At 64.0% G+C, this 16,261-nt stretch carries 18 protein-coding genes; 12 read left to right on the top strand and 6 right to left on the bottom strand.

Annotated elements, in window-relative coordinates; genetic code table 11:
- The coding region (locus EOA75_RS14635) for a GGDEF domain-containing protein (RefSeq protein ID WP_164747388.1) at positions 1–571 on the top strand (571 nt) is incomplete at its 5' end.
- Positions 552–1,520: an EAL domain-containing protein gene (locus EOA75_RS14630; RefSeq protein WP_127324523.1), complete on the top strand. Its 969-nt coding sequence runs from the start codon at positions 552–554 to the stop codon at positions 1,518–1,520. The genes EOA75_RS14635 and EOA75_RS14630, both read left to right, overlap by 20 nt.
- 8 nt (positions 1,521–1,528) lie before the next feature.
- Here EOA75_RS14630 and EOA75_RS14625 read toward each other — a convergent pair whose 3' ends face one another.
- Together EOA75_RS14625 and EOA75_RS14620 are read right to left on the bottom strand one after the other, a co-directional pair.
- Entirely contained in the window at positions 1,529–3,310 is a 1,782-nt protein-coding gene (locus EOA75_RS14625; protein WP_067002454.1) for a chloride channel protein, read from the bottom strand.
- A 322-nt stretch (positions 3,311–3,632) separates the two neighbouring features.
- Positions 3,633–4,373, bottom strand: a complete 741-nt coding sequence (locus EOA75_RS14620; protein WP_245466637.1) for an NAD(P)-dependent oxidoreductase — start codon at positions 4,371–4,373, stop codon at positions 3,633–3,635.
- A gap of 50 nt (positions 4,374–4,423) precedes the next feature.
- On the opposite strand from EOA75_RS14620, the gene EOA75_RS14615 reads away from it, so the two are divergent.
- Entirely contained in the window at positions 4,424–4,894 is a 471-nt protein-coding gene (locus EOA75_RS14615) for a MarR family transcriptional regulator (protein ID WP_127324521.1), read from the top strand.
- Here EOA75_RS14615 and EOA75_RS14610 read toward each other — a convergent pair.
- A complete protein-coding gene (locus EOA75_RS14610) occupies positions 4,891–5,190 on the bottom strand; it encodes a putative quinol monooxygenase (protein ID WP_127240422.1) in 300 nt (99 codons plus the stop codon). The two genes, EOA75_RS14615 and EOA75_RS14610, sit on opposite strands and share 4 nt — an antisense overlap.
- Before the next feature lie 121 nt (positions 5,191–5,311).
- Here EOA75_RS14610 and flhA point away from each other — a divergent pair, with 121 nt between their 5' ends.
- The 3 genes from flhA to EOA75_RS14595 are packed head-to-tail and all read left to right on the top strand — an operon-like array spanning position 5,312 to position 8,537.
- Positions 5,312–7,399, top strand: a complete 2,088-nt coding sequence (flhA, locus tag EOA75_RS14605; RefSeq protein ID WP_127324520.1) for a flagellar biosynthesis protein FlhA — start codon at positions 5,312–5,314, stop codon at positions 7,397–7,399.
- Positions 7,396–8,148 (top strand): flagellar biosynthetic protein FliR, encoded by a 753-nt coding sequence (gene fliR, locus EOA75_RS14600; protein ID WP_127324519.1) that lies wholly within the window; start codon positions 7,396–7,398, stop codon positions 8,146–8,148. Before flhA ends, fliR begins: the two co-directional genes overlap by 4 nt.
- Positions 8,149–8,153: 5 nt before the next feature.
- Entirely contained in the window at positions 8,154–8,537 is a 384-nt protein-coding gene (locus EOA75_RS14595) for a hypothetical protein (protein WP_067325997.1), read from the top strand.
- 118 nt (positions 8,538–8,655) lie between these two features.
- Here the strand turns inward: EOA75_RS14595 and EOA75_RS14590 are convergent, their stop codons facing one another.
- Positions 8,656–9,249: a transglutaminase-like cysteine peptidase gene (locus tag EOA75_RS14590; protein ID WP_245460689.1), complete on the bottom strand. Its 594-nt coding sequence runs from the start codon at positions 9,247–9,249 to the stop codon at positions 8,656–8,658.
- A 216-nt stretch (positions 9,250–9,465) separates the two neighbouring features.
- Here EOA75_RS14590 and EOA75_RS14585 point away from each other — a divergent pair, with 216 nt between their 5' ends.
- From EOA75_RS14585 to EOA75_RS14570, 4 genes are all read left to right on the top strand, one after another.
- A complete protein-coding gene (locus tag EOA75_RS14585; RefSeq protein WP_245466636.1) occupies positions 9,466–10,035 on the top strand; it encodes a rod-binding protein in 570 nt (189 codons plus the stop codon).
- An 8-nt stretch (positions 10,036–10,043) separates the two neighbouring features.
- Positions 10,044–10,466 carry a hypothetical protein gene (locus EOA75_RS14580; RefSeq protein WP_127324518.1) on the top strand — a complete coding sequence of 141 codons (423 nt, stop codon included), beginning with the start codon at positions 10,044–10,046 and terminating at the stop codon, positions 10,464–10,466.
- Between the two features lie 31 nt (positions 10,467–10,497).
- The gene (locus EOA75_RS14575; RefSeq protein ID WP_067002470.1) at positions 10,498–11,022 is read left to right on the top strand and encodes a hypothetical protein; all 525 of its coding nucleotides are present in this window, start codon (positions 10,498–10,500) and stop codon (positions 11,020–11,022) included.
- Positions 11,023–11,219: 197 nt separating this feature from the next.
- Complete coding sequence (locus tag EOA75_RS14570) at positions 11,220–11,504, top strand: SCP2 sterol-binding domain-containing protein (protein WP_067002744.1); 285 nt, start codon at positions 11,220–11,222, stop codon at positions 11,502–11,504.
- A gap of 81 nt (positions 11,505–11,585) precedes the next feature.
- Here EOA75_RS14570 and EOA75_RS14565 read toward each other — a convergent pair whose 3' ends face one another.
- Together EOA75_RS14565 and odc2 are read right to left on the bottom strand one after the other, a co-directional pair.
- Complete coding sequence (locus EOA75_RS14565) at positions 11,586–12,080, bottom strand: N-acetyltransferase (protein ID WP_127324524.1); 495 nt, start codon at positions 12,078–12,080, stop codon at positions 11,586–11,588.
- Between the two features lie 331 nt (positions 12,081–12,411).
- The gene (odc2, locus tag EOA75_RS14560) at positions 12,412–13,545 is read right to left on the bottom strand and encodes an ornithine/lysine decarboxylase (RefSeq protein WP_095823409.1); all 1,134 of its coding nucleotides are present in this window, start codon (positions 13,543–13,545) and stop codon (positions 12,412–12,414) included.
- 539 nt (positions 13,546–14,084) lie between these two features.
- Between odc2 and EOA75_RS14555 the strand changes: the two genes are divergently transcribed.
- Entirely contained in the window at positions 14,085–15,284 is a 1,200-nt protein-coding gene (locus EOA75_RS14555) for an amidase (protein WP_127324517.1), read from the top strand.
- Positions 15,285–15,286: 2 nt separating this feature from the next.
- On the top strand, positions 15,287–16,186 hold the full coding sequence (locus EOA75_RS14550) for a LysR family transcriptional regulator (RefSeq protein WP_067002475.1): 900 nt from the start codon (positions 15,287–15,289) through the stop codon (positions 16,184–16,186).
- Positions 16,187–16,261 lie beyond the last annotated feature (75 nt).

Genomic DNA, 16,261 nt, shown 5'->3' with positions numbered 1-16,261 from the left:
TCTCTATGCGTCGGAAGTCAGCCTGAATCGGTTCAACTATCAGATAGCCTTTGCTCTGACGATCCTGTCGCTGCTGGCAATCGGGACGGCGGTTCTGTTCATCGGGCGCCGGGAAACGATAAAGAAGCTGGAATTTCTCGCCTGGCGCGACGCGACCACCGGACTGAAGAATCGTGCCTGGATGGCAGCCAACAGGGACGCCATGCTGGACCGGGCGAGGGAGACCGGTAAGCAGCTTCAGCTGCTCCTGATCGATCTCGACCATTTCAAGAGCGTGAACGACACCTTCGGCCATCACGTCGGCGATCTGCTGCTGAAGGCGGTTGCCGAGGTCCTTCAGTCGGTCGAGCGGCCCGGCGACGTAGCCGCCGTGCGATTGGGCGGAGACGAATTCGCCATCATGGCTATTGCCGATCGGAATGATCATGACAATTTGGGGCAACGTCTGCGCGAACGGCTGAACAGGTTCGCAGAGTTGGAGGGCCATCAGGTGCGCATTGGCGCCAGCATCGGCATGGCATGTTTCCCTCAGCGGTTCCGACATTTCCACGTTGCTGCACAGTGCCGATAGCGCTCTCTACACGGCAAAGGCCGAGGGGCGGTCCGGTTTCGTGACGTTTTCGCCCGCGATCCTCAGTCAGATCGACATGCAGCTCGGTGAAGAAGCGGCCATCAAGCGGGCCCTCAATTGCGACGAGTTCTTCCTGGTCTGGCAATCCCAGTTCGAGCTGGCGACCGGCCGCATGATCGGGGCCGAGGCGCTGGTCCGCTGGCACGATCCGGTCTCGGGAGCGGTTCGTGCGCCGGCATCGTTCATTCCGATCGCGGAACGAAGTGAGCTGATACTGGAACTCGACAAGATGGTTCTGGGCAAGGCTTGCGAGCAAGCCGCCCGATGGATGCCTATTTCCACCGAAGAGTTCATCTGCTCGGTCAACGTCTCCGGAAGAAGCCTCCAGACCGATGCCTATCTGACGCATCTCACCGAGACGCTGCGGCAAACGGGGTTGCTTCCATCGCGTCTGCAGTTGGAGATCACTGAAGGGATATTCATCCAGAACAGCCGCAATGCCCTGGAGAGTATCGGCAAGATTAGAAACCTCGGAGTGAGCCTGGCACTCGACGATTTTGGGTCAGGTTATGCGAGCTTTGGATACCTTGCCGATTTTGATTTCAACCAATTGAAAATCGATCGCTCGTTCCTCAGCGACCTGGCTTCCTCCACGAAGAAACAGAACGTGGTCCGAGGCATCATCGCGCTGGCCAATTCACTAAGCCTGACCGTTGTGGCGGAAGGGGTGGAGAACGAAGCCCAACTCGACTTCCTGATCCACGAACACTGTCACGGCGCACAAGGGTTCTTTATGTCGGAGCCTGTTGAGGCAAGGTTGATGACCAACTATCTCGTCGCAAGGCAGGGTGGCGCCAAAACAGATGGAAAAGTTCGGGCCGAGTCTCTTTGCTTGGGCCCATCCATGCTGAGGAAAGTCGCCAAGCAGGGCCGCAAGACCGCCGATTGAATCAGGGCTCAGCCCTCGCCGGAAAGATCCCGCCGCGCCTTGTCCAGCTCCTCGGCGTAGCGCCGCATCAGATGGCTTTCAGTGAGCAGGCCAAGCACGATGCGGTCGTCGAAATCCTCAACGACCGCTAGCTCTTCAGCGCCGGCGCGCTGAAAGGTCTCGGCGGCGGACTGGACGTTCATCGACGGCACCAGCACCGCATCCTTGAACTGCGCGAGCGCCTGCACCGGAGTCTCGCCGTCTGAGAGGTCGCTGTGCAGTTCGGCCACGAGCAGCACGCCGACATAGTGCCGGCCCTCTTCGACGGCGATGACGCGCTGCGCCGAGCCGAGCGGGATCTCCTTGCGGAACTCGGCCAAGGTAATCGAAGCATCGATAGTACGGACGTCCTTGCGCATCATCGACCCGACATTGAGGCTGCGCATCCAGCCGACGTCGTGGGCGCTGCGGATCGTCTCGCCGCGCAGATGGAAGCGCCAGGTCGAGAAGGAGTAGCCGAAGGTCTCGCGGACCAGGATGGCCGACATGATCGACGCTGCCAGCACCACGCCGGTGAGCGTCAGGTCCCGCGTCGATTCCAGCGCGAGGAAAGTCATGGTCAGCGGGCCGCCGACGACACCTACGGCAAGCGAGGTCATGCCGACGACAGCGGCGACCGCCGGATCGAGCGCGGTTGAGGGCGCGGCCATCGCCATGACGCCGGCAAAGACCTTGCCGAGCAGCGCCCCCAGGAACAGCGAGGCGAAGAACAGACCGCCGCGGAAACCGGAGCCGAGCGAGATCGCCGAGGCAGCAAGCTTCAGCACGAAGACGCTAGCCACCACGGGAAGCGCGTAGTTCATGGCGAACTCGCGGTGCAGCGCGCCGTGTCCGCTGGACAGCACCTGCGGCGTGACCAGCCCGAGCAGCCCGACAACGATGCCGCCGATGAAAGGTCTGACGGAAGCGTCGATCGCCAGCCGCACAAAGACGCGCTCGATAAGGCTTACCAGATGCATGATCGCGATGGACGCCGCCCCGCCGAGCAGTCCCAGCAGCAGGAACGGCACATACTGGCTGGCGGTCAGCGTCGGCAGGCCGGAAAGTTCGAGCGGAAACGGCACGCCGCCGAACATCTCAGCCGTCAGCGAGGCGGCGATCGCCGCCGTCATGACCGGCGCCACATTGGCCACCGAGTAGATGCCGATGACCAGTTCGAAGCCGTAGAAGGCACCCGTCAAAGGCGCGTCGAAGGCGGCAGCGATCGCGCCGGCGGCGCCGCAGCCGACCAGGATGCGCACGTCGTTGCGGCGCAGCCGGAAGGCGCGCGCCAGCCGCGAGGCGATGCCCGAACCGACCTGCGTATAACCGGCTTCCAGACCGACCGAGGCGCCGAAGCCACTGGAGATCATGGTCTGGCCGACAATGATGAACGTATCGGTGAGCGACATGCGCCCACCGTAGAGCGCGTTGGCTTCGATCGGGTCGACAGGCGTTCTGAACTTCCGCCTTCTCAGCCAGATCACCGAAAGGCCGAGCAGCAGTCCCCCGATCGCCGGAAACATCGCCTGCACCGGACTGGCCAGCGAAAACATCGCCGAAAGGCGCCCGCCCGGCTGCACGTCAAAGAGCAGGAAGTGCATGGCTTGCACCAGCGCGCTCATGCCGGTGACCAGGGCGCCCGCGATCATGCCGACCATCCCCGCCATCAGCACAATGACGATGCCGCGCGCCTCGAGCACGGGAATGGAATTGATCAGCACCGCCCGAAGCCGGCGGGCGTAGACTTGCGGTTCGTTTATGGCAGGCAACGGAGCGGCTCGCCGGTATGCGGAGGATGGATGCTGCCGCACCTGATACGCCCGACGGCATGGAGTGGCAACCGCAATGCCGACCCCTTGTGGCGCCATTTTGGCGTTGCGTCGATTAGCGACGGTTGGGCCGGCTACCCTCGCTTGCGAGAATGGGAAAATGGCACTGATCGAGAGGGTCAGCGGCCCGCAATCGTCCCTCGCGACGAAGGTCGCCAGCAGCTCCGCCGGCTCCGTTGCGCTCGCCTTCTCCGCGAACAGGTGCACCGTGCCCGGCGGCTCGAACCAGGTCTCTCCTTTGGCGGCAATTCCTCCGTCTGCCTCACACAGCCAGACGGAAGTCGGGCCGCCAGCCGAGTTCGCTGACGGCCTTGTCGGTCGCGACATGGCCGTTCGGCTCGGCGATGTTGAAGGCGCCCGGCGCGCCGCGCTCGACGGCAAGCAGCGCCGCATAAGCAGCGGCATCGACATGCACGGCCGGATCGGCCGCAATCTCAGCTCCGGTGCCGGGACCATAGAGATGTCCATAGCGCAGCACGATGCCCGTCATGGGCTCCTCGAGAACCTGCCGTTCGAGCGCGATCACGCCGCCGACGCTGATGCCGCGGCCGCCTTCGGCGCCGCTGTCGAGCGGATCGGTTTCGGCATGCGGCTCGGGTCCGGGCGCATAGGCCCAGGCGATGCTCTGCGCGATCAGGCGACGGGCGCCGGCCGACGTCGCGGCCTCGACCAGATTGCGGGTCCCCTCGTCGCGGACGCGCGCGTTTCCGATGATGGCCTCGCCCATCTTGTTGGGATCCAGTCCGGCCGGCAGATCGGTAAGCTGATGGATCACGACCTCCGGCTTCACCTCGGTGACCGCCGCAAGCAGGCCGCCGGCATCGAACACATCGATCACCACCGGGCTGGCCCCGATCGCGCGGAGCTCCTCGGCCTTCTCGGCCCGGCGCGTTGTCGCAGCTAACTGATGGCCGGCAGCGACCAGTTGCGGGATCAGGCGGCGGCCAATCGCGCCGGAACCACCAGCAAGAAAGATGCGATAGCCCATCGTCTTCCATTCCATCTTGCGATAATATCAGAGTTCGAACAACAACATATAAGAGCTCTTACATCGTGCGCAAGCAGAAACCGGAAATTCCGGCCCCTGGCAAAGGCAAGCGTGGCGAGGAAGGTTATCTCGGCTACCTGCTGCGCCAGGCCGCCGGCGCCTACAGGCTGCGGGTCGAGCGGGCGCTGGATGAGTTCGGCGTCACGCAGCCGCAATTCGCGACGCTGACCATGCTGTCGGCCTATCCAGGCATCTCCAATGCCGACCTCGCCCGGCTCGCGGTGCTGACGCCGCAGACGGTGAGCGTGATCGTCGGCAATCTGGAAAAGGCCGGTTCCGTGGTCCGCAAGCCGCATGCGGTGCACGGGCGCATCCAGCACCTTGATCTTAGCGACAGCGGCCGTGCCTTGCTGAAGAAATGTCGCGAGCGCGTGCAGCGGCTTGAACGCCAGCTGACCGCCGGACTTTCGGCCAACGACGAGCGCGCCGTCCGGCGCTGGCTGGTCGCCGTCGCGATCGCGGGCGCGGCCGGTTAGATCGCAGCACCCCCGCCCGCTTCATAGAGCGCCAGCTTCCGATCCCCAATGCCGAGTTCCGCCCAGCTCGCGCGCCATTCGGCTATATGCGCTGACTTGAAATGCGCCTCGAGCGCCGCACGATCCCGCCAGGCTTCCGAGACATGGATCAGGCCGGGATCGAGAACATCCTGCGCATAGGAATATGCGAGGCAGCCGGCTTCGGCGCGACTCGCTGAAATCATTCGTCCCATCGCCGGCCTTGCCTGCTCGAGCCTGTCGGGTGGCAGCCGAATCGTGCCGATGATGAGGAGCATGCGCCTTTCCTTTCGCCAGCCGGCTCAAATCCCGTAGCCCCTCTCCCACCTTCGCGCAAGCTTGACCGGTTAAGGTCGGGAGCCTGCCTTTGCGCTGGGCAAGTCTGGATTCGAGGACGATATGGCGATCAGCGAAACAATCCCGTCCGGCCTGGCGGCCAAGAACGGCCGCGACGTTTTCTTCGCGCTCGGCATCGTCGTCATCCTGGCGGTGCTGTTCCTGCCGATCCCGGCCTTCCTCATCGACATCGGCCTTGCCTTCTCGATCGCGCTCTCGGTGCTCATCCTGATGGTGGCGCTCTGGATCCAGCGGCCGCTGGATTTCTCCTCCTTCCCGACCGTGCTGCTCATCGCCACGATGCTCAGGCTCTCGCTCAACATCGCCACCACGCGCATGATCCTGTCGCATGGCAATGAGGGTACGCATGCCGCCGGTTACGTCATCTCGGGTTTCTCGAAGCTGGTGATGTCGAGCGACTTCGTCATCGGCCTCATCGTCTTCATGATCCTGATCGTGGTGAACTTCATCGTCATCACCAAGGGCGCCACCCGCATCGCCGAAGTCGGTGCGCGCTTCACCCTCGACGCCATCCCCGGCAAGCAGATGTCGATCGACGCCGACCTTTCCGCCGGAATGATCGACGAGAAGACGGCGCAGCTTCGCCGCCGCGAATTGGAAGAAGAATCCTCCTTCTTCGGCTCGATGGACGGCGCGTCGAAATTCGTGCGCGGCGACGCCATCGCCGGCCTCATCATCACCGCCATCAACATCGTCGGCGGCATCGCCATCGGCTATCTGCGCCACGGCATGGGCCTCGGCCAGGCGGCCGACGTCTTCATCAAGCTGTCGGTCGGCGACGGCCTCGTCACCCAGATCCCGGCCCTCATCGTCTCGCTCGCCGCCGGCATGCTCGTCTCCAAGGGCGGCACGCGGGGCTCCGCCAATCAGGCGGTGTTCGGCCAGCTCGGCGCGCATCCGCGCGCGCTCTATGTCGCGGCCTCGCTGCTCGTCATCCTCGGCCTTATGCCCGGTCTGCCGCTATTCCCGTTCTTTGCCCTTGCCGGCGCCATGGCCGGCCTCGGCTACGTCATCCCGCTGCGCCACAACCGCGCGCTGGCGGCAGCCGAAGCGCAGAAGAACAAGGAGAAGGCCGACAAGGTCGAGGAGGAGAAGAATTCGGTCAAGGCCTCGCTTGCGACTGCCGAGATCGAGCTGCTGATCGGCAAGCAGCTCTCGACCAGGCTGCTGGTCGCGCATCAGGAGCTGGTGTTCCGCATGTCGAAGATGCGCAAGAAATTCGCCCAGCAATATGGGTTCGTGGTGCCGGAGGTGCGCGTCGCCGACGACTTCGCCATCCCGCCGAAGAGCTATCAGATCAAGGTCCACGGCACCGTCGTTGCCGAATACCAGATGCGCGTCGGCGAAATCATGGTGCTGCTTGGCACCCGCGGCGTGCCGGACATCCCCGGTGAGGAAATCCGCGAGCCGGCCTTCGGCATGCGCGCCTATTCGGTGCTGGAAACCTTCGCCGAAGATCTGAAGCGCGAGAACTACACCTTTGCCGACAACATGTCGGTCCTGCTCACCCACCTTTCCGAGGTGATCCGCAACAACCTGCCGCAGCTTCTGTCCTACAAGGACATGAAGGCGCTGCTCGAGCGGCTGGACCCCGAGTACCGCAAGCTCGCCGACGAGATCTGCACCTCGCACATCTCCTATCCCGGCCTGCAGGCGGTGCTGAAGCTTCTGCTTGCCGAGCGCGTCTCGATCCGCAACCTGCACCTGATCATCGAGGCCATCGCCGAGATCGCGCCGCATGTGCGCCGCACCGAGCAGATCGTCGAGCATGTCCGCATCCGCATGGCGCAGCAGATCTGCGGCGATCTCTCCGAGGGCGGCGTGCTCAAGGTGCTGCGCCTCGGCAACCGATGGGACCTCGCCTTTCACCAGAGCCTCAAGCGGGACGCCAAGGGCGAGGTGCGCGAGTTCGACATCGATCCGCGCCAGCTCGAGGAATTCGGCCAGGACGCCACCAAGGCGATCCGCAAGCATCTCGAAGCCGGCGAGCGCTTCGTGCTGGTCACCGCGCCGGACGCGCGGCCTTATGTGCGCATGATCATCGAGCGGCTGTTCACCACGCTGCCCGTGCTCAGCCACGTCGAGATCGCCAAGGGCGTCGAAATCAAGGTGCTCGGAACGATCTCGTGAACGCGCTCTCGCAAGGCGTCGTCATCGCCGCCTTCCTCGCCTTCTGCCGCATCGGCGCCTGTTTCATGCTGATGCCCGGCCTGTCGAGCGCCCGCGTGCCTCTCCAGGTCCGGCTGTTTGTGTCGATCGCCGCCACCGGCGGCCTGCTCGCCTTCCTCTGGGACCGCATCTATCCCTATGTCGACCCGCGCCCGCAGGTTCTGGTGCCGATGATCGTTTCCGAGCTTCTGGTCGGCGGGCTGATCGGCGCCATGACCAGGCTCTATATGGAAGCGCTGCGGTTCATGGGCTCGGCCATCGCCATGATGATCGGCTATGGCGGCTCAGGCGGCCCGGCGATCGAGGAGCCGGAGCCGCAGGCTGCGCTCGCCGCCATCATCTCGTTCTCGGCGCTGCTCCTGCTTTTCGTCTTCGACTTCGACCACGAGATCGTGCGCGCGCTGGTCGCCTCCTACACGGTTGCTCCGGTCAATGTACTCTTCAACCCGCAGGCGGCGCTGGTCGACGTCACCGACACGGTGTCGGACGCCTTCTTCCTGGTCATCCGGCTCGGCAGTCCCTTCGTCGCCTACGCCATTCTGGTCAATTTGACGATCGGCTTCGTCAACAAGCTGACGCCGCAGATCCCGGTGTATTTCATCTCGCTGCCCTTCGTCATCGCCGGCGGGCTGATCATCTTCTACTTTGCCATCGGCACCTTGCTGTCGTTGTTCGTCGACGGCTTTGTCGACCTGACGCTAGCGAGGTAGCCGCGATGGCCTCGCGCAAGGACAGACTGAAGAAGTTGGTCAAGGTGCAGGAGCAGTTGAAGGCGGTGCACGAAACCCGTCATGCCGGCTTCCTCTCCGCGGCCGCGGCGGCCGAATCGGAAGCAAAGGAACTCATCGGGCATTTCGACGCTGACAGCTCGCTGGCCGGCCTGTTCCCGGAACTTTACCATCGCCGGATTGCGAACGCGCTCGGCCAACAAAAACAGAATCTTGAAAGCGCCCGGGAGGAGGCGACGTTGATCGCCGCCGCGACCGCGCGGACCAACATGGTCGAGCGCGCCTATAGGGACGCTCGCCGCCGCGACGAGCGCGAACGCTCAGACCGCGAGCGGCTGGACCTCATTGCCCAGAAGCGGGGACATGACTAGGGCAATCAGGAAAAGCATGAAACGGTTGGGCTCGGCGACGTCGCCGTGGCCTCCCGTCCGGATTTGCGTCAAACCAAGGAGATAGAGCGGTGGATCCGGCGCGCGGGGAACGAGGCTGTCAGATGCCGGTCGCCGTCGTGCCGACCGACTTGGCCGCCCCGATCCGCTCCCAGCGCCTGCCATTGCCCTGCGCCTGCCGGGCGAAATAGTTGTAGGGCGTGCTGGACCAATCACGGACCGCGCTGGTCAGGTTGTCGAGCACTAGGTCGCCCTCGTTGGTGCGCACCGTCAGCACCGTGTGTCCCTCGCCGTGATAGCTTGCCACGGTCAACAGCAGCGCCGAGGCCGGCCAGCCGCGCTTCATCAGTTCGAGCTTCTTCAGTATCGCGATATCCTCGCAATCGCCGGACACGGTCGGCACGCGCCAGTCGTCGTTCTTGCCGACAACGGCTCGATCACTGACCTCGGTAATGCGTGAATTGACCGAAAGGTTGATCTCGTTCAATTGCGCGCTGAGCTGAGGCCGCAGGGCGACGACCTTTGTTCCGCCGGCCGTGCTGCAGAGGCTGGGTTGGCGGCTGCAGAACGAATAGAAGGCCGGCGGTGGGAACGCCTTGCCTTTGGTTTGCATCGCCGTTCCGGCCTGGGCGGCAAATGGCCAAGCAACCGACAGCAGAAATGCGATCAGCACGACATCGCTTTTCACGATCAACGTCTCCAAGGCGTGGTCTCGAGGATGAGGGGGCGGGGTTAATTAGTCGTTTTCAAACCCCGAATTGCGCCGGCGGCAGGGCAAACGCCGTTAAAATATTAATACCTGCTAAAATAAGATTTGAGCGCTGCACTGCACCTCGCCGCCCCCGCAAGCCTGCCACAAGCTTGTTGCGTCATTGTGCAACGGACATAACCGGCAAAAGGCAGTGCTTTCTTGGCGATTTTACCTCCCAGCGACATCGTGATGGACGTCGCCCGTGCGGCGGAGCCGGCCGACGTCGAGGCCGCGCGGGCAGCACTCGCGAGGCGGGCCGGCGGTGCTGGGGAGACCTTCTCGATCGACCAGACTGCCTCGGTCGAGGCGGGCTCGGTGCTCTCGCGCGCCGCTGCCGACAAGGCCGAGGCGGCAAATCCGGCTAAAAAGTTCCAGCGCTTCGAGGCAATGGTGCTGACCACTTTCATCCAGAACATGATGCCTAAGGACACCGAGGGCGTTTACGGCAAGGGTCTGGCCGGCGACATGTGGAAATCGCAGCTTGCCGAAAAGGTAGCCGATGTCATGGCCGCGCATGGCGGGATCGGCATCGCGAGATCGATGCTTGCCGACCATTATCTGGACGGCAAACACAAGGTGCCGGTCGGGTCCGTTGGGGGCGGACCGGAGAAAGCCGAGATCGACCAGCAGACCAGGCTTTCGACCTCCCTGGTCGACGAGCTCGAGCGTAAGGCCGCCCGGTCTATGACCGGTGACGACACAACCATAAAAACGGACATCAAGATCTAGGGACCTACATGGCCGACCAAGCGGACCTTTCCAACCTGCCTGCACGAACCACCGCCGCGGAAGCACCGATGGCATCTGCACGGCCTGGCAACCTCGCCGCCATCATTGGCCGGATCGAGGAGGCGGTGGACGAGGAGACGGCGGGTATCCGCAGCGGCACCAGCTACGACCTTAAGGCCTCGAATGCCCGCAAAAGCCGCTATCTCTACGAACTGACCCGCGCGCTGAAGGGCGCCAATGAGATCGAGTTCCTCGAGCAGCATCGCGAAGGGCTGGCGCGGCTGCGCCAGAAGCTGGCAAAGAACGAGGCGGCTATTCTTGCCCATCTCAATGCCGTCAACGAGGTCGCCACGCTGTTGAAGAACGCCATCCAGCGCGCCGATGCCGACGGCACCTACTCGGCAGGCGAATTCGGATATGCCCGGGCTTGAATGAGATGACTGCGGAGCAAGGTAGGATTCGGTGATCAAATTCCTCGCCGCAGCGCTTTGGATCTGCGCCGTAACCCTCGGCGCGGTGTTTTATTCGTTCCAGGCGGCGGGCGAGCGCGGCGTCGGTGAGCCGCCGAAGCCGATGCTGGGCGGTCTCGACTACGTCAAGACCGACATCATTTCGGTACCGCTCGTCCGCGATGCCAAAATCGACGGCTATTTTCTCACCAAACTCGTCTACACGGTGGAGCCGGATCAGATAAAGAAACTGTCGATCCCGGCGCCGGCCATCATTACCGATCAGGTCTATTCCTACCTCTATTCCAATCCGCAGATCGATTTCACCAAGAAGGACACGATCGATCTCGATGCTTTCCGCAAAGCGATCCGCGAGACCGTCAACGCCCGCGTCGGCGTCGAGCTGGTGCATGACGTGCTGATCGACCAGGTCAACTTCCTGTCCAAGGACGAAATCCGCGACAACGCCATCCGCCGCCGCAAGACTGCCGGCGAGACCGCGCAAGCGATGACCAAGCCGTTCCAGCCGGAGCATTGATCGGCTCTCGGCGATCGACTGGCGGGTTCACACCCTCGTCTGGTGATGCGACATGCCGCATGGCAGCCACGTTGACGTAAACGTCAACCCGAAGCTATATGCGCCGATGGCTGTCGTCACGCTGCCGCGCGACGCGGCGCTTCGCCCAGCGGCCAAGGCCGATGCGCGTCAAACGCAACCAAACGAGGAGAACCGCCATGGGCGTTCAGGAGATTGCCGACAAGATCAGGTCGCGCGTGGCAAGCGCCGGCTTCGAGCATTCGGTCAAGTTCGACACTGGCAGCGACGGCGTCATCGTGATCGACGGCGCGACCGTCTCGACCGCCGACGCCCCGACCGACTGCACGATCAAGCTCTCGCTCGACGATCTCGATTCGCTGATCGCCGGCGACCTCAACCCGACCATGGCCTTCATGGCCGGCAAGCTGAAGGTCGAGGGCGACATGACGGTCGCCATGGCGCTCAGCCAGTTGCTCGGCTGACCGCCAGCCAACTATTTTAGAAGAGCGATGTGGCGCCGCGTTTTTGAACGCGCGGCGCCGCTTCGGTAATGCCTCCGACAGTCAGGCGACGAAATCCAGCGCCTTGACCTTGCGGCCGGCGGCCTTGATCGTGCCCGCGGTCCCGTCGAGCGAGCCCTCCTTCAGCTCGAGCGCCAGCAGGCGGTGCCGCTCATAGGGCCCAGGCATGGCGAGCGAGCCGGTGCGGTCGGCCGAAAAACCGAACCGCCCGTAATAGGGTGCATCGCCGACGAGCAGGATCGCGCCGTGACCGAGCCGCGCAGCCTCGGCGATCGCGTGCCGCATCAGCGCCGAGCCGATGCCGCCGCTCCTCAGGCCCGGCTCGACTGCCAGCGGCCCAAGCAGGAGCGCTGCCGGACCACCCTCGCCCAGCGTCACGTCCCACAGCCGAACCGTACCGACGAGCGCGCCCGACGGGTCGCGCGCGACAAAGGCCAGGCCTTCCGACGGCCGGCGGCCACGCCGCAGTTTCTCGGACGACTTCTTCCTGCGCTTCGGCCCCATGGCGCGGTCGAGCAGCGCTTCGCGCGCCTGCATATCACCGATGCCTTCGGCAACGATGACGAAGGCCGGCGCAATCTCCCCCCTCGAGCGGGAGATGTCGCCAAAGGCGACAGAGGGGGTCGTTGCGCATGTAATACCGGCGCCCAGCGTGACGAGAAGCGGCGCTGGCGCTCCACGCGCGACGCCCCCCTCTGACCGCTGCGCGGCCATCTCCCCCTCGAGGGGGGAGACCCGGCGCGCGGCGCCCTCAATGATGAAATCTGCAAAGTCCATTTCCGCGATCCTTCACGAGCGGAGATCTGTTCCACAAGCGAGCCCCGGCGGGCGATGTCGCCCACGCCGGTTGATCTGAAGGCTCGCGCCTTCAGATCACGTAGGATCGGAGAGGCTCGAAGCCGTTGAAGGCGACCGACGAATAGGTGGTCGTGTAGGCGCCGGTACCTTCGATCAGCACCTCGTCGCCGATGGTGAGCGACAGCGGCAGCGGATAAGGCGTCTTCTCGTAGAGCACATCGGCCGAATCGCAGGTCGGGCCGGCGAGCACGCAAGGCGCGGTCTCCGATCCGTCGCGCGGCGTCACGATCGGATAGCGGATCGCCTCGTCCATGGTCTCGGCGAGGCCCCCGAACTTGCCGATGTCGAGGAACACCCAGCGCACATTGTCATTGTCGGCCTTCTTCGAGATCAGCACGACTTCCGACTTGATGACGCCGGCATTGCCGACCATGCCGCGACCCGGCTCGATGATCGTCTCGGGCAGCGCGTTGCCGAAATGCTTGCGCAGCGCCGAGAAGATCGCCTGGCCATAGGCCTGCGCCGCCGGCACGTCCTTCAGGTAACGGGTCGGGAAACCGCCGCCCATGTTGACCATCTTCAAGACGATGCCTTCCTCGGCGAGCGTGGCGAACACCTTCTTGGCATCGCCCAGCGCGCGGTCCCAAGCCGAGAGATCGGTCTGCTGCGAGCCGACATGGAACGACACGCCATAAGCGTCGAGGCCGAGCGCCTTGGCATGTCGCAGCACATTCACCGCCATTGCCGGCACGCAGCCGAACTTGCGCGACAGCGGCCATTCGGCACCCTCGCCGTCGGTGAGCACGCGGCAGAACACGCGCGAGCCCGGGGCGGCGCGGGCGATCTTCTCGACCTCCTCAACGCAATCCACGGCATAGAGGCGGATGCCGAGCTGGTAGGCGCGCGCAATGTCGCGCTCCTTCTTGATGGTGTTGCCGAAGGAAATGCGATCCGCCGGCGCGCCGGCATCCATCGCCATCTCGACCTCGGCAACCGATGCGGTGTCGAAGGACGAGCCCATCGCAGCAAGCAGGCGCAGGATCTCCGGCGCCGGGTTTGCTTTCACCGCATAGTAGATTTTGGAATCGGGCAACGCCTTCTCGAAGGCGCGGAAATTGTCGCGCACGACATCGAGGTCGACGACGAGGCAGGGACCGTTCGGACGTCGGGTGGCGAGAAAGTCAAGGATGCGCTGGGTGGCCATCGAGGTCTCTCCATCTGCGCCTTTCGGCGCGCACAAAGGCTGCGGGACGCGGGCGCTCGGCCTCGCGAACTCGCGGTGGACAAAGGCGGGACGGAAAATCCATGGAACCAGCCGGTGGAGACCCCGGAACCACGGATCGCCGTTTCGCGGCGGTGAACCTGGCCTTGCCCGGCCTCGGTTCGCTTTGTCTGCCTTGGCTTGGATGGGAGGACCCGTCCGCACTGCCGGCAATGAAGGTGTGCCTCTTCAGTAACCCCGGTCTTTGGACGACCGGCAGACACCAGAAAGGCCCGCACCGTCGTTGCTTCAAGGTGTCCTCGGTCTTGTGGTTGGCCACTGACCGACTGGAGGGGTTGGCTCCAGTTACCTTACCGATTGCCCTCACCATTCGAGGATCGGCGGACACCCACAGGCACGTGCGACTTTGGGCAAGCGCGATATAAGAGCGAAGGGTTTCACAATCAATAAAAATCGTCAGCGCCGGTTGTAAATATTGCGGCATCGAACAATGTTTGTGGACCGTATTCGGAAATCGAACAATGCCAGGCACCCACGGCCCTCTCAACGCCTTCCTCGATCTGCGCCAAATGCCCGTGGCCAATGCGGAATTTGGCCCGTTGGCCGGCCTGCGCCTAGCCGTGAAGGACATCTATGACGTCGCCGGCTATCGCACCGGCTGCGGCAACCCGCGCAAGTTCGAACAGGCTCACGCCGCCTCGCGGACGGCCGAGGCTGTGCAGTTGATTCTCGATGCCGGTGCGCGATTCGTCGGCAAGACGCAAACCGACGAGCTCGCCTTCTCGCTGTTCGGCCAGAATTCGCATTTCCCGTTTCCGGTGAACGCAGCCGCTCCGGATCGCGTGACCGGCGGCTCCTCGTCAGGTTCGGCGGCAGCGGTCGCCGGCGGCCTTGCCGACATCGCCGTCGGCTCCGACACGGGCGGCTCGATCCGCGCGCCGGCGAGCTTCTGCGGGTTGATCGGGCTGCGTACCAGTCACGGCCGGATATCGCTCGAGGGCGCCATGAAGCTCGCGCCGAGCTTCGACACTTTCGGCTGGTTCGCCGGCGACATAGAAACTTACGAATTGGTCGGCAAGCTTCTGCTCGGGCGCGATCCACACCAGCATCCGCTCAACCGCCCGCTGTCGATCGGCTGGCTCGATGCCTTTGTCTCCGGGCCGACGGAAGCCGCCGAATATGCGCGAATGAAGGCACAGGCAGCAGCCGTCGTCGGCGAGCCGACCGAAACCGAACACGCCTTCGCCTCCTCCCCGGATGATCTCTACTGGTGCTTTCGTCGGCTGCAGGCCTTCGAGGCCTGGCAGGTGCATGGCGGCTGGATTTCGGCAGGCGATCACGGGCTTGGTCCAGGTGTCGACGAGCGTTTCGGCTTCGGCCGCACGATCGATGCAAAGACTGTCGAAGCCGAAACGGCGCGTCGGGCAGCCTTCCGTTTCGAGTTCGGCAAGCTGCTCGGCAACGGCGGCTTTCTTGTTCTGCCGACCGTGCCGGGCGCAGCGCCACTGAAGACCAGCACGCCGGAGCAGTTCCAGGCCTATCGCGAGAGGGCGCTGCATCTTTTGTGCCTGGCCGGGTTGTCGGGCTTCCCGCAGATCACCTTGCCGCTCGGTTCCGTCGACGGCGCGCCCTTCGGCCTGTCGCTGCTCGGCCCTTCCGGCAGCGACGTCGCCCTGATACGGCTCGGCCGCACGATTCTCGACGCGGCCCGAAAGGTCTGATCATGGATACATTGACCCGCATGCGCGCCTTCATCGACGTCGTCGAGGCCGAAGGCTTCTCGGCCGCCGCCCGCAAGATCGGCCGTTCCAAGGCGCTGCTGTCGAAATATGTGCGCGAGCTTGAGGACGAACTCGGCGCGCTGTTGTTGAACCGCACCACGCGGCAGTTCTCGCTGACCGAAGCCGGCCACACCTATTATCAGCGCGCCTCCGAAATCGTGCGCGAGGTCGACAGCCTGGCCGATGCCGTGCGCGAATCTTCCGGCGACGTGCGCGGCCGCATCAAGCTCTCGGCGGCGCGCACCTTTGCCGACGCGCCGATTGGCCAGTCGCTGATCGACTTTGCCAAGCAACATCCGGATATCGTTCTCGACATCCATCTCGACGACCGCTTCGTCGATCTGGTCGAGGAAGGCTTCGATGTCGCCGTACGCATTTCGCGGCTGGAGAACTCGTCGCTGATCGCGCGGCGCCTCGGGCCGTTTTCGATCAAGCTCTGCGCTTCGCCGGACCTGCTTGCAAAGCATGGCACCCCGACGCGCCCGCAGGATCTTTCCAACATGCCCTGCATCGTCGACACCAACGGCCGCTCTTTAGCCAACTGGCGCTTCAAGGGAGACGGCGAGGATTCGGTGAGCGTCACCGTGTCGGGGCCGATCGAGGTCAACAGTCCGATGGCGGCGAGAGCAGCCGCCGTGTCGGGCCTGGGCTTCACCATCCTGCCGGATTTCATCGCTGCGCCCGAAGTCGCGTCGGGCAAGCTGGTGACGGTGCTCGACGACCGCATCCTCTCGGGCAGCGGCATCTTCGCGGTCTATCCGCATCGCCGCTATTTGCCCGCCAAGGTCCGTGTCTTCGTCGATTTCCTGGTGCACTGGTTCAGGACGCGCGACGCTGCGTGAAGCACGTCCCCCGAAGGTGGGAACCGTTTTCGGCACAAGGACATGCGCAGAATCAGAGCCTAAAAGCGCATCGAG

The organism is Mesorhizobium sp. M1A.F.Ca.IN.022.07.1.1, from assembly GCF_003997575.1.
Lineage (GTDB): Bacteria > Pseudomonadota > Alphaproteobacteria > Rhizobiales > Rhizobiaceae > Mesorhizobium.
This window is presented reverse-complemented; position numbering and strand designations above follow the sequence as displayed.